General features: G+C 41.8%; 10 protein-coding genes. All 10 read right to left on the bottom strand.

What is annotated here, in order from left to right:
• Positions 1 to 243 precede the first annotated feature (243 nt).
• The 10 genes from H8S90_RS20730 to H8S90_RS20775 all read right to left on the bottom strand — a co-directional run bounded on the left by H8S90_RS20730 (position 244) and on the right by H8S90_RS20775 (position 14,653).
• Positions 244 to 1,917, bottom strand: a complete 1,674-nt coding sequence (locus H8S90_RS20730; protein WP_255501678.1) for a RagB/SusD family nutrient uptake outer membrane protein — start codon at positions 1,915 to 1,917, stop codon at positions 244 to 246.
• 23 nt (positions 1,918 to 1,940) lie between these two features.
• On the bottom strand, positions 1,941 to 5,300 hold the full coding sequence (locus tag H8S90_RS20735) for a TonB-dependent receptor (RefSeq protein ID WP_255501679.1): 3,360 nt from the start codon (positions 5,298 to 5,300) through the stop codon (positions 1,941 to 1,943).
• A 173-nt stretch (positions 5,301 to 5,473) separates the two neighbouring features.
• Positions 5,474 to 6,541 carry a FecR family protein gene (locus tag H8S90_RS20740; protein WP_187339705.1) on the bottom strand — a complete coding sequence of 356 codons (1,068 nt, stop codon included), beginning with the start codon at positions 6,539 to 6,541 and terminating at the stop codon, positions 5,474 to 5,476.
• Between the two features lie 175 nt (positions 6,542 to 6,716).
• Positions 6,717 to 7,316 (bottom strand): RNA polymerase sigma factor, encoded by a 600-nt coding sequence (locus H8S90_RS20745; RefSeq protein WP_187339706.1) that lies wholly within the window; start codon positions 7,314 to 7,316, stop codon positions 6,717 to 6,719.
• A 241-nt stretch (positions 7,317 to 7,557) separates the two neighbouring features.
• Positions 7,558 to 8,460, bottom strand: coding sequence for a sugar phosphate isomerase/epimerase (locus tag H8S90_RS20750; protein WP_187339707.1), 903 nt, complete (start codon positions 8,458 to 8,460; stop codon positions 7,558 to 7,560).
• 260 nt (positions 8,461 to 8,720) lie between these two features.
• Positions 8,721 to 9,353: a fibronectin type III domain-containing protein gene (locus H8S90_RS20755; protein WP_187339708.1), complete on the bottom strand. Its 633-nt coding sequence runs from the start codon at positions 9,351 to 9,353 to the stop codon at positions 8,721 to 8,723.
• A gap of 950 nt (positions 9,354 to 10,303) precedes the next feature.
• The gene (locus tag H8S90_RS20760) at positions 10,304 to 10,516 is read right to left on the bottom strand and encodes a hypothetical protein (protein ID WP_187339709.1); all 213 of its coding nucleotides are present in this window, start codon (positions 10,514 to 10,516) and stop codon (positions 10,304 to 10,306) included.
• Positions 10,517 to 10,734: 218 nt separating this feature from the next.
• On the bottom strand, positions 10,735 to 11,463 hold the full coding sequence (locus tag H8S90_RS20765; RefSeq protein WP_187339710.1) for a (Fe-S)-binding protein: 729 nt from the start codon (positions 11,461 to 11,463) through the stop codon (positions 10,735 to 10,737).
• A 48-nt stretch (positions 11,464 to 11,511) separates the two neighbouring features.
• Positions 11,512 to 12,825, bottom strand: a complete 1,314-nt coding sequence (locus tag H8S90_RS20770; RefSeq protein ID WP_255501680.1) for an MFS transporter — start codon at positions 12,823 to 12,825, stop codon at positions 11,512 to 11,514.
• Positions 12,826 to 12,931: 106 nt separating this feature from the next.
• Positions 12,932 to 14,653 (bottom strand): RagB/SusD family nutrient uptake outer membrane protein, encoded by a 1,722-nt coding sequence (locus tag H8S90_RS20775; RefSeq protein ID WP_187339711.1) that lies wholly within the window; start codon positions 14,651 to 14,653, stop codon positions 12,932 to 12,934.
• Between the last annotated feature and the right edge of the window lie 6 nt (positions 14,654 to 14,659).

The following is a 14,659-nucleotide window of genomic DNA, read 5'->3' on the forward strand; positions in this document are numbered from 1 at the left end:
GCAATCAGACCGTCTGGTAACGCCATATAAAATGAAAAAAAGAGTACCCGAGTTTAATACGGTATAATTGGTTATAATATGGTTGGTATTACTACCTTAGCGAAACAAATATAACTAACTAAGCAAACTTCGCAAATAAGTGCCTAATCAATTTATGGTACCTGTTATTCCAACAGGATATCTTTCATTCTTTTATTTATAAGAAACGATTGCCTAAAAAATTAGGCAATCGCTTCTTATAATTTACCATCCAGGGTTTTGGCCCAGATTAGGATTTCGTTCTAACTGTGGCTGTGGCACAGGCCATAAATAATTCTTAGGGTCATCAAAACGCCTATTCCATTGCGCCTGCAGATAACCGTCTGGGCCGATGCGAAAAGAGCCGCTCGCCAACTCCGGAAACCATTCGGCTTTTACGCCTTCAATTGGATTGGCCAAGCGCTCGCCTTCTTTCCATCTTCTCACATCAAAATAACGCTGCCCTTCCAATGCTAGTTCAATCCGTCGTTCCCGGTGGATCTCTTCCCTAATATCCATACCGTTAGCTGCAAGAAAGCCTAGGTCCATGTGCACCATGCCTACCCGATCACGTAGGAGATTGATGGACATGTCCAGATCCTCCTGTGTAAGTTTTCCCTGTTCAAAACGGGCCTCTGCATAGGTCAGCAATACTTCTGCATAACGTATCAGATGGATGTCGTTATCATCTCTGCCGACAAGTCCTACTGCCGAAGGTGTTACATACTTTTTATAGTAATAACCCGTCGTCGTCATACAGCCGCGTCCGTCCTGATTAAATTTTGGCCGCATAAATATATCCGGATCATCATTTTCATCGATAGGCCTGCCGTCATAGCGGCCACCCCAGGCATCACCCGGAACTAAAACCGTTTGCGTCATCCGTGGATCGCGGTTCTGAAAAACACTTTCATACGTGCTATCCCGGTAAAGCGGCGATCTATCAATCGGTAACCCATCCGAACATAAATAAGAATCAACGAGCGCGCGCGTAGGAACAAAACGAGCCGACTGATCGGGCACCTGAATTTCCCGGCTTAAATTATGCATAATAATATCTATTAAGTGCAAGCGTGCCAGGATTGTCTCTTGATTACGACCATTAGCTAATTTGCCTGTATTGGTAAACAGTTCCCAATATGAAGTCTCCGGATCGCCATTGCTATATAAACGATATACGCCCAGGTCCATTACGGCTTTTGCCGCTTCCTCAGCCACCTCATAGCGCCCCTCGGCCAAAGCAATCCGTGCTTTTAGGGCCAAAGCTGCGCCTTTATTTATCCTCCCCAATCGATCTCCTGTTGGAATTTCCGGAGCTAATACAGCCGCAGCCGTGTCTAAGTCTGCCAATACAAAATCCACTACTTCTGCACGGGGCGTTCTTTCTCCGTACAAGGCTTCATCGCCCAATTCCAAGGGTTCCAATATTAAGGGTACATCGCCCCAGAAGGAGATCACAAAGCTATAAGCCAAAGCCCGTAATACACGCACCTCTGCCGCTAACAACTCATTGGCGCCCGGCGTTGTTTCTTCCGCATTTTGATAATTTATCAAAAAAGTATTCGCTTCGCGGATATCCCGATACATATTTCGCCATTCGTTATTCACAGTGGGTTGTGTGATCGGAAATACGCCTGAGCCAATATCTTTATATTCATGGGTACTTGGCCACATGGTGTTCTCTCCCATATTTTCCATATCAACCGTATTTTTTGCTTTTACCCTTGAAAAAATAGCAGTCATAGCCATCTCCAATTGTTCGGTATTCTGCCAATACTGCTCGTTAGGTATGGCATCAATAGGATCACGGTCAAGATAATCTTTACATCCTGCGATATGGATAAAAAGCAGCAATATCGCCATATAAAAACCATACTGTTTGATCATTAACATCTTCATCTTTATAAAATAACAAGTTCAGTCTATCTAAAATTCACATTGAGGCCTACAACAAAAGTCTTCAGTTGTGGGTAAAAGTTTGCTCCCTGTCCAACAGACGCTTCGGGGTCATATCCGTAAAAGAAATCACTCATCGTAAAGAGATTCTCGGCAGATACATAAAACCGTAGCTTGCTCGCCCTGAATTTCTCTGTAATACGATCGGGCAAGGTATATCCTAACTGGATATTCTTTAAGCGTAAATAGGCAGCATTTTCAATCCAATAAGAAGAAAGCCTCGTATTATGGTCTCTGTTAAATACAAACCTGGGATAGGCCGCACCTGTATTCTCCGGTGTCCATCGATCTAAATGTACCTCTTGAGGCATTGCGCTGTTGTTCATGAAGGGGTGACGGGCAGACCCCGTTAACCATCCATCCGCTTTACCAACCCCTTGTATAAAGAAACTGAAGTCGATTCCTTTCCACGCCAGGTCTCCCCTAAACCCGTACGTGTAACGCGGAATATCACTGCCCAGAATATGGCGGTCTTTACCAACGGTAATTGCCTCGTCATCTTGATTTTGCGGGCGGTAGATCAAATCACCCGGACCTACCAGATCTCCGGCCTGGAAGGGAAACCTTGGCACATATTCGCCATCGACGAGATCAAAATCGTCTACCTGCGCAATGCGATCTGCTATAAAACCATAAAGCGCATCGATGGGATGCCCTACCAAACGAACCTGATTGCCTAAATTTTGTGCATAATCATCCAAGCGGGTAATTTTATTCCTAACATCCGAAAGGTTGACATTCACGCCATATTTTACTTCTCCGATTTGATCCTGCCACGCCAAATTGACCTCCCATCCTTTATTTTGTACCGCCCCTGCATTCTGCGAGGGGTAATTCGTGCCCATACCGATAACATCCGGTAGCGGTGGATTCAATAAAATATCATTGGTATTATTGATAAAATAATCGGCTGCAATATCTAGTCGACCATTTAACATGGTTAGATCCAGCCCCACATTGAACTTCTCCGCCTGTTCCCATGTCACGATACGATTGGCAAACTCTGTTTGTCGAAAACCGATGCGGGGTTGATTACCAATGGGGTTGTTTGACCCAACTTGCGCGGGTTCCAGAATAGACATATAGGGATAGTAAAGATCAACGTCTCCTCTCCTTATACGGTCATTTCCCTGTGTACCATAAGAAGCCCTCAATTTAGCGGTTTCAATGGTCGAACGTAAATTCTCAAAGAAATTTTCGGCAGAGAACACCCATCCAACAGAGGCTGATCCAAACCAGTTCCAACGTACTTCGGGAGCAAAACGCGAAGAACCATCATAACGGAAATTTCCTTCGAACAGGTATTTACTATCGTATGCGTAATTTACCCTACCAAAAACGGATTGTAGCGCATATTGATATCCGCTACTTGTATTTAGCGGGTTATCAACGCCCAGATTCAGTGAGGGTATGGTCTCCACCGGCAAATTCTGACGGGTCGCTTCGAAATAATTATTAATATTTTCCTCCTGTGAAACACCTAAAAGACCGCTTAGCTCATGCTTTTCTGCAAAAGTTTTGGCATAATTAACGGTACCGATAAAGGTTTGATATAAATTGGTATAATCCCTAACATCTATTGAATTGGGGAAATTATTCTGATAAATCCGCTCGTTGTCGTCTGGACTATAGTAGTTGATGGTAGAATTTAAAATTGTTCGTTTTCCATTCGAACGAACCAAACCATACTGCGCTTTCACATCTAAACCATCAATAATCTGGAGTGTAGCACTCAGGTTCGCGGTTACCTCCTGCGAACCAAAACCATTATATCCGCCATCATTTGCCAGTGCTACGGGGTTACTCTGGCCGCCGTGATAACCCCAGCTTCCGTTTGTAAACCGTACCGGAACCAATGGGCGTATACTGGTAGCTGCTGCCAATAGATCCCGCCCACCGTTTCCGCCAGCACTACTATTAACATCTCTGTCAATGTAACCGATATTCGCATCAATGGCCAAACGATCGAGCACCGTGGTGTTGATACGCGCGCGGACATTATGGCGATTAGCTTTAAAGTTATCGCCTACCACCAATCCACCTTCGCCTAAATAGCCGTAGGAAAGAAAGTAATTCATATTCTCCCCACCGCCATTAATATTCAGGTTATGCCCCTGTTGTGGTGCATAGTCTTTATAAACTTCATCTATCCAGTCGGTATTGGCAAAATAGTTTGGATCAGAACCGTTGCGTGCTGTCTCGATCTGGTCGGCGGAGTAAACGGGCGTTTGCCCTGCGTTTCTTGTAGCTTCATTATGTAGTTCCATAAACTCTGGAGATCCCAAGAAGTTGGGTAGTGCCGTTGGCGTTTGCCGTCCATAATAACTATTCAAAGAGATATTCGGGCTCGTTCCTTTTTTCCCGGTTTTTGTAGTAACCAATATGACGCCGTTTGCACCCCGAACGCCATAGATAGAAGAAGAGGCCGCATCTTTTAATACCGAAATACTCTCGATATCATCGGGGTTTAATATATTTAAATCGCCACCGGGAATTCCATCTATGACAACTAGCGGCGAGGCGTCGCCCCAGGTACCAACGCCGCGTACCCGAATAGATGGGGCGTTCCCTCCGGGCACCGTACTGGTATTTCTAACGGTAACACCTGGCAACAAGCCCTGCATCCCTCTACCAACATTGGTAATCGGTCTGCTTTCCAGATCTTCACCCGTCATCGCCGATACCGCACCGGTTAGATTTATCTTTTTCTGCGTACCGTACCCCACTACTACCACCTCATCCAAAGACGCTACGTCTTCCTCGAGAAACACGTTAAAGTTATCATCGGCACCACTTATACGTCGTTCGGCAGGAAGGTATCCCAAGGAAGAAAAGACCAGGATATCACCAGGTTTGGCCTGAACAGAGAAAGCGCCATCCTCAGCAGTGGTAGCACCACCCTGGCCGGTTTTAATCCGAACGAGCACTCCGGGCAAGGCGCCTGCTGGTTGCTGGTCGTCATATACCTTCCCCCTAATGGTGACTGTGGAGTCCTGTTGGCGTGGCCTGTTCAGCTTCAATCTTGGTTTCTTGCTTTCTTTTATCGTTATCTGATTACCTGAAATACTGTAAATAAGAGAATTATCGGTTAGAACCTTATCTAAAACATCAAGTAATTCTTCGCCATCAACAGCTACAGACACTTGTTTCCCAGCGACAATTTTGTCACTATAAAATAAAGAATATTTAGTTTGTCGCTGTATTTCGTGAAACAGGTCCGTGAGTTTTCCCTCATTGATCTGTACACTGATTTTACTCTGTGAATACGAATTAGCGTATACACTAACCATGTTAATACATACCATAAATGCCGTTAACCTCAACATTCGGAAAATTTTTGAAATAAAACCTGCCTGTACACTACAGGATTGGCAGGCATAAAAAAAATGCATACTTTAGTAAATAATTAATTGATACTCTAGTTAATTAGTTCATTAAACGGGAAAGTGTTCCAGCACTTGTCCCGTTTACATACCATGCTTTAATGCATTGCTTGGTTTTATTTTCTTTTAATGTATACCCTCCTTTCTATCTGGGTAGCCGCATATTCTTCCTGGTCGTACACGTGCTGTAAAACAGCTAGTAAAGGTTGACTTAAATCTAAGCTACCAGAGAAGGTATCCGCAGCAGGTAATCCCGTATGATCAAGAATTTTTGTATTATAAACACGTTCCAGTTTTTTTACAATTTCACTTAAAGGTGTTTGGTTTAATAACAACTGTCGTTTCGTCCAGGAAATTGATTCTTCAATTGCAGCTTCCTTAACTGCGATTGTTCCCTTTTTGCGATCGACGGCCGCCATTGTACCTGGCTCAAGTATTTTTTTATCGAAATGACTTTCCTTTGTTTCGTGCACCTCAATGTTTCCGCTCAATAACACCGCGGTATGCTGTTGGTCATTGGCATACACACTTAAATTGAATGTAGTTCCGAGTACATTAATATCCATATAATCAGATCGGACAATAAAGGGTCTATTCGCTTCGTGTTTTACTTCAAAATAGCCCTCACCCTCCAAATATACCTCTCGTTGATTTCCGGCAAACTGCTCGGGGAAAGTTAGGGTCGACCCCGCATTTAGCCATATTTTCGAGCCATCTTCCAGCAACACTTCCGTCCGCTTACCATACGGAACGTTAATAGAACTAAATCTGGATTGTTTATTCTGCTTGCTTACAACGGGAACAGTCTCATGCAGATCAGCTGCATCAGTATAATTGACAACGGAATCGGCCATTAGCTCATGGCTTCTCTTATCAGCATCCAGTAGTTGGACCTCCCCGGTATCCCGAAAATGCATTTTATTCGTTTTTGCTATTACTACGATATCTACATCCGTTTTTTTATAATGGTAAAAAAAGTAAAATGCTCCAAAGAAAACAGCTGCCATGGCAACAGATAACCACCCAACGCTCCGTCTTCTATGCCGTTTTAATACAGGGCTATCAATGGTTCGAGTCACAATACTTGCCCAAAGCTGTTCTTTCTCCTTTGTCGTTAATTTTTCCGCACGAGCATTTTCAAGCGTGTTTTTGATGTTTTCTGTGATGTTTCTCCTTTTGTTCATGCGGGCTACTGCCATTTTCATTCCGCATACCTATGCGTCCACCCATAAGCGGTGATCATGGCCTTTTTATAAGAGAGAGGGGATAAACTCTTTTTTATAGACAATTATTTTATCTTTTTTATTAATCGCATGTGTGGTGACCGATTAAAGATAAGAGGTTAACCTATGGGGCTTGTCATTTCATCTGCTGACGACCAATAACCATACAGAGCAGCTGTATCACCTGCACATGATCTACCTTCTCCCGTATACTTTTAATTGCTCTGTAAATAAGTGTTCTACAAGTGGCAACCGAAACCTGCATAAGTTCCGCTACTTCTTCATAACTGAGTTCTTCATGAAATTTCAGGTAAATCGCTTCTCGCTGACGGGACGGCAGAAGCGTAATAAGCTTTTGAAGTTTTCGGTAGAGATGCTGATTTTCTTCCCGTTGAATCCACTGCGATTCTGTACTCCATTCTAAAGTAAAAGTATAATATAATTCCTGAGGGAGATCGTGCGCCCTATTTTCCTTCCTGATTTTGTCTAATATAATCCTTCGTAGAGAAATGAAAAGATAAGGCCGTACGTTTACGTTAGGGTTGATATTATTTCTATACCTATAAAGGTCTGTAAATAAATCCTGTATACTGTCTTTGACTAACTCACTATCGCGATGATATTTCTTTCCAAAAGTGTATAAACGGTCGATATACATATTGTAAAGTTCTTCAAACGCGCGATCACATCCTCCGATAAAATCTTGCCAATAGGTATATTCTTTTAGATCTGTCATTTATAACCCTTTAATAAAATTGCATTAACTTAATCTCATCAAAATTAAGTATTACAGGCCCCACGTATATTACAGTAAAGTTAAGTTTATATTAAAATGGTTAAACTGTACAGGCTCATGGATATTTCATCTCATGAGCCTGTTCAAACTTAAAAAAATTTATTTTATATTATAGCATGGCTTACAGATAAAATAAATGCTAAAGACCTTTTTATTAAGATAAAACACAGCATCAGCTGTATTAACTAAGTTTTTCTCCAACTTTTTCAAGGAGTATTTTTGATTTCTTGATACCCTCTTCTTCACTTAAATTGTCACCTTCATATTCGATACCAACGTATCCTTTATATCCGGCATCTTTTACAATTTTAAGCATGCGGAGATAATCTACTACGGTATCATTTCCCTCATCATCAAAATCATGTGTTTTCGCGCTTACTCCCTTGGCAAAAGGCATTAAATCGGTTACGCCCTGATACCTATCGTACTCATAGAAATTACCAAAATCCGGTAAGCTGCCACAATTCTTTTTACTTACTTCCTTTAACACCGAACTTAACCATTGGCCATCTGAAGATACACCACCATGGTTTTCTACAATCACATTAATTTTATGCTTGGACGCAAATTCACTTAACGACCCTAAACCATCAACAGCGGCTGCTTTTACTTCTTCAGGTGTTCCTTTACCGGCAGCGTTTACGCGAATGGCATGACATCCCAAAAATTTAGCTGCTTCTACCCACTTATAATGATTTTCCACCGCTTTTTTTCTTTCCGAGTCGTCTGGTGCGCCTAGGTTTCCCTCACCATCAATCATGATCAGCACATTTTTAACACCATTGTCTTTCGAGCGCTTCAACATTTCCTGTAAATAGGTTTTATCGTTCGCCTTGTCCTTAAAAAATTGGTTTACATATTCTACACCAAAAATGCCATATTTTTTTGCAGCAGTTTCGGCAAAATCGAGATTGTCCAGTTCTTTTGCAAAAAGCGTTTTGTGCAATGACCATTGTGCCAATGAAATATCAAAAAACATTTTTTTGCCAGATGAAGCAAAGGCTTCCAAAGGTAAATTTGGTAAAACAGAAAGCCCCAAAGCACCCATACCCAGCTGCTTTAAAAATTCACGTCTATTGTTCATGTTGTAAGGTTTTATAGGAAGGCAATTTAGGAAAAAAATTGAATATATAAAGGAGTTAACCTATTTTTTGGTTGGCAGTTTTGGTAAAACCAGTATGCACACGCTTTGATCTTGGAACGGGCTAACCTAAAAGTTACACCGCATCTTTATACATAGCGTATTTGTTTAATAATAATGTAAGCGCTGTTGTTTATCGTCTAAGTACATGAATGAGAAAATAGCGCCGGTAGGAGTATTACGATTGCTCCTACCGGCAGGACTTATCGCGCCATTCGACTAATAGGTTCGCTCCAATCGCTCACTCCTTTACCGTTCCGCGACCTCACCTTAACACGACAGATTATACCTGGCTCCAAGGGTGCCAGCACATTGTTACGCGACGACGTACTGGTGAACAATTGCTCCCAATCAGGCTCGCCCTGTTCATCCAATGAAGTAGCGTACCTATACTCATACTCCCAGGCACCCTTAACGGCGTTAAAATCTAATCGCAGTTGCCCGCTTTGCGATGTGTCCATTAATCGTAAACGCTCCGGGATAGCTGGGATGTCTACCGACGTTCTCGATTGCCGTACAGGAAAACCCGAGCTTAAAATAACGTGTAAAGCGCCATCCGCTACCGTGTTGACGTAAAAGGCTAATTTTTTCAGTTCGCCTTCCAAAATTTGGCGACTATGATTCTTTTCACTGGTATTCAACGGGCTGCCCCTTCTGGTGCTCGCCAGCTTTTCACGGAAGTCGTCTACCAATATTTGCACATCCTCCAAGGCCGGTACCGGCGTTCCAAAATGCGGATTGTCTGCCATTGCAGTAATCACCGTAACACCTAATGTAGCGAGTGCATCGTCTGAAAATCTTTTAAAACCTAAATTTGCTTGTCTATTGTTTTGCATAATTTCTAAAATTTAAAATTTGTGAAAAATTCTGTTGGTTGATCGTCTCATTGATCGTCACCGTAAAGTGCAGCATAACTGCACGATCTTCAAATGAAATACCGCCAGTTAAGGAGGTCGACATCGGCTTCTTTTTTTCTTTTTCATATACTTTTATAGTTTTCAATCTTACATCACTCCTTGATGTATGTTACAAAGGTTAGTAGATATAGAAAAAGGCATGTCCGATTTTGACGCTTTTGTCGTTTTTTGACGCTTTTGTCGCGTTTGTTACAAAAAGAAATCGATAAACCTCGCCGAAAACCATTGTTTTTTCTGTATTACCTGGCAGCAAATCTGTATGGGTTCATGATGAAGTTAATTGACATTAACGCATTGCTAATTGACTTAACCTTGAAGTAGATCGTCTTCATATTGGATCCAATCGAATGGAACATCAAGATGATTGTTGCTAAGATCAAGTCTATTGCATTGCATAAAAAACCTGTTGTCTTTCATCTATTCCCAGTTGGACCGCTTCTATTTTCAATTGACCTGAAGTTCATGCTAATTGGATTGAAGTTCAAGTCAACTAGCATGGAAGCAAAAACAATCAACTTGAATATCTAGCTCAATGGGATAGCTTTCAAGTAGTATTAATTAGCTGTTGTGTTATTTGAATTTGCGATCAAGTTGATTGGTTAAAAGTCGTTGCCGCTTGACTTAACAATAAAATCAACAGGTATTAAGGCCAAGAAAATCGGAAATGCTATAAAGTCAATCGACATCACCTTCAAGTTGATCAACTTAATCTTGAAATCAATAGACTTCACGATAAAGACAAGTGGAAATATGATAACGATGATCAGGTTAGACACATAAAAAAGCCACGGCTTTCATTGCGCCGTGGCTATTTATTAAAACATGAAATTTTCACTTCGAGCGGAGTGTCCGCTCGCCATTACTAAGCGTTACTTCCTTCGCAGCTTCAGCACCCGTGCAATTTCCGCTACAGATGTATCCATGTAGTTTGAAACATGGTAGATCGTCACCGGCTGCCAACTTTTTAAAGCGAAAGTATCTCTAATCTGTTGCATCATCCGTTGGCAAGTGCGCATACTCTTGCCAGTTAACCGCTGCAAATCCGAAGTAAACATAAATAAACGTTGTAAAGCTATCTCCATATCTTCCTTTTATTGCTAAAGCAAAAATAGCAACGTAAAAAGAAACTTTAGACAAAAAACCTAATAAAATGCAGCTTCTGTTGAATTTTTGAAAATTTTTCAATGCGTGTAAAACGTGCTTTACAAATTTGTTAACACCGATGTGTAGCTGTCTTATGAAAATGACAATGTTTTGAAAAAGCTTTTGTAACAAAGGGTGCTTCACGATAGGGTCTTCCCTAAACATTTCCCCAACCGTGCGCCAAAACATCCGCCAGATGCATCGTTTTCATCGTCAAATTATGTTTATCGATATATGCCTGTAAATGGAGTAAACAGGAAGCGTCGGTAGAGATAATGTATTCTGCACCTGCGTCCAGTGCGTTATTTACTTTCTGCTCAGCCATCGCACTGGATATACCACTAAACTTCACCGAAAAGGTACCACCAAAGCCACAACACATATCGGTATCGCGCATCTCCATCAGTTCCAGTCCATCCACGTTTTTTAGCAAGAGCCTTGGTTCTTCTTTAATTCGACACTCCCGAAGTGCCGAACAGGAATCGTGATAAACCGCTTTTCCCTCCAGTTCAGCGCCAAAATAATCCTTCTTTAAAATATTAACTAAAAAATCAGATAACTCATAAATGCTACCTTGTATTGATCGGCATCGATTATGTACCATAGAATTAGTAAACAAATCGTTATAGCCATTTTTAATCATACCCGTACAGGAGGCCGAAGGTGATACGATATATTTTGAATCGGCAAAATCTTCTAGAAATTTAGTTCCAATATCTTTGGCCTCATCCCAATAACCTGCGTTGTAAGCAGGCTGCCCGCAACAGGTTTGCTCAACGTTATATTGTACGCTACACCCCGCCTTCTCTAAAACTTTCACCGTATTAAAAGCAGTTGTTGGGTACAATTGGTCTATAAAACAAGGTATAAATAAATTAACATTCATGTTGCTGATTATTTTCAATACGTACTGTGCTAGATACCTGCTTCGGTATTACAGCACATGCTCCAAGTGTTTTCTTCCCCTTTTATTTTCAAGCACTATTCTAACTAGCAAAAATAGGCCCACAACAAAGTACAAAGCTAAACATAAAGCCGAATATCTGATATTAGCCGTTAGCTCCTCTATGAAAGCGAAAGAAAATAAGCCAATTACGATGGCTAACTTTTCAGTAACATCATAAAAACTAAAAAATGCAGTTGTGTCTTTTTGATCTTTCGGAATAAGTTTAGAGTAGGTGGAGCGTGAGAGCGACTGTATTCCGCCCATAATCAATCCAACAACGGCCGCCAGTAAATAAAACTGCACTTCTGTATTTATATAATACGCGCTAACACAAACAGTTATCCATATCAGAACCACTATTGCCAGGACCTGCATGTTGCCCATCTTATTTGCCAAATAAGACATCATATAGGCACCTAAAATAGCTACCAATTGTATAATTAAGATCGTTGCGATTAGCTTGGGAGCGCCCAAATGTAATATCTTCTCGCCAAAGGCAGCAGCCACCAGCATGGTTGTCTGTACGCCCATAGCGTAAAAGAAATAAGCTCCCAGAAATTTCCGCACACCGTCCAATTGTTTTATTTGCCTCCAAACTGCTTTTAGTTCGCTAAAGCCGCTTTTTAATACGTGTTTACTCAACTTTTTCCCATTAGCTCTTCCCTCAGGTAATTTTTTAAAAGGAATCTGCGAAAAAGTCATCCACCAAACACCTACCAATAAAAAAGAAAGACGCGGTGCAAAACTGGCATCTGCTATGCCAAACCACTCTGGCTTCAGTACAAACACAAAGCAAATGATCTGAAGCAGTACGCTACCGATATAACCATAAGCAAAACCTTGGGCACTTACGCGATCTTGTTGGTCAACACTTGCAATTTCCGGTAAGTATGAATTATTGAAAAGCACTCCCCCGATATAACCAGTAGCGGCCAAGATACTACAGATAATACCCCATTCCAATGTTTCCAATTTAAAGAAAAACAGTCCTATGCAGGCAAAGCTACCTAAATAGGTAAAGCCTTTCATGAAAGTTTTCTTATTGCCTCTATTATCTGCTGTGGCCGACAAAAGGGGTAATACAAACACCATGGTTAAATAAGCAAAAGCCAAAGAATAATTTGCCAGCGCAGTATTGATAAATGTTAAACCAAAAAAGCTTACACGATCTCCCCCATCACTTGCGGTGGTAATAGCCGTATAATACGCTGGAAAAATAGTGGATGTGATAACTAGGTTATAAGCAGAATTCGACCAATCAAACATGGCCCACGCTCGTATGGTTGACTTATCGTTTTTCACTACAACACAAACCTACTTTTTTCTTTTGAAAGTAAAGCTATTTTTAAAAAAAATATGCCGGTGAAATAATATTTCACCGGCATAATAACACATTCCGAATATTTTCTTAATAACCTGAGTTTTGGGTCAAGATGCCCCCGCTTCGATCAAGTTCTGTCTGTGGTATCGGATAATACTCATTTTGGGGTTGGAAGCTTAAGTTTCTTGAGATGCTCAAGTAACCTCCTTCAAAGCCCGAATAACTATCAAGTACCTGTTGTGCGACACCCCAACGCACCAAATCATAAAAACGGTGTCCTTCTAAGGCGAGTTCCAATCTTCTTTCGAAGCGTACTGCGTTACGTGCATATTCTGCATTGGGGAAGGACTGGTACGGCTGTACGTCATAGTCAGCAACCGGTGAACCCCCCGCAACTTTTGGTGCTAAATTAGCCGCCCTACTACGTACTGCATTGACCAGCTCGAGTGCTCCCGGAAGGTCTCCCAACTCTACTTTACACTCCGCTGCCATCAGGTATACATCGGCCAATCGAATGATTTTTACATTTAAGCCAGTGACCTGTACCGTTCCTGCCACGGTATTGCCTGCAAACTGTGCCTGTTCAATGGTATGTTTTATGCCAACGAACGGACCTGCAAAACCTGGATCACGTATCCATGCATCTCCTGGCATAGTTCCCCAATCACGGAAGGGAACGCCCCTACGGCCCACGGTATAATCTAAACGTGGATCAACCCGCAAGGTGCGGTCGACCTGATAATTACTTTTGTCGCTTCCAGTCAATCCAAAATCGGAAAGGTAAGGATCATCCCGATAACTTCCGTCCAACATCGGCAGCCCATCATCATCAACACGAAAAGCATTAACCAGATCGAAGGATGGTTGCAAGAAGCCACAGCAGTTGATCGGGGCATTTCCGTAGAAGAAATTCAACATGTCGCCGGTATTGGCATTATCACCGCTTCCATCAGGATTCAAACCATGCTGTACTTCAAAAATCGATTCCGGTCCATTCTCGGCCGTAATATCATAATTATCTGTAAAAGATAAACCTGCAAGGTCTGGCTTACTGTCTATTACAGCTTGCAGAAAAGGCAAAGCTTCATCATGTCGTTGCTGATATAGTAAAAATTTACCTAGATACGCCTGTGCAACAGGTAGATTGACACGACCAACTTCTCCGTTATACTTTTCCTCTGTTAAGTTTTCGATGGCGAAGCGTAGGTCTTCTTCAATCATTGGGCTAATATCACTATCATTCGGGGTATTGGCCGCATCTTCCGTAGAGGTGACGCCTTCATCTACCCAAGGTACGTTTACAAATAAACGTTTGAGCATAAAATAGTAATGCGCACGTAATAAACGTGTTTCGCCCTGAATCTGCACGGCACGCTCCTCGTCAAATTTCTCGTCGTCTCCAGCCTGGAGATCTGCCAGTACCCTTAAAGTATTATTACAACGCGTGATACCTTCATAAAAACGGTTCCAAGCCACTTCCAATTGATCATTAGTGCTCGTAGGCCGATTCTGCTCAATGAAATTCATGTTCGGTTGATCACCATTGTTACTGCCCTTATGTGCATTATCTGCCGCAACGTCGCCAAACAACCACTGACTGGGAGCCGAACTAAAGCTAGCCCAAAGTCCTTCTATGTTGCCGTTCAGCATGGAGTAAGAACCAATCAGTAAACCTTCCACTCCTTCTCTACTCTCTACCTGCGGAAAAGTCAACTCCCCTTGAGGATTAGGCTCTAAAAAACTCTTACTACAGGAAAGTATCGTTGTCAACGTTATCACTGCAATACATATATGTTTTAATCTTTTCATCTTCTT

The sequence above is a fragment of the Olivibacter sp. SDN3 genome (assembly GCF_014334135.1).
GTDB lineage: Bacteria > Bacteroidota > Bacteroidia > Sphingobacteriales > Sphingobacteriaceae > Olivibacter.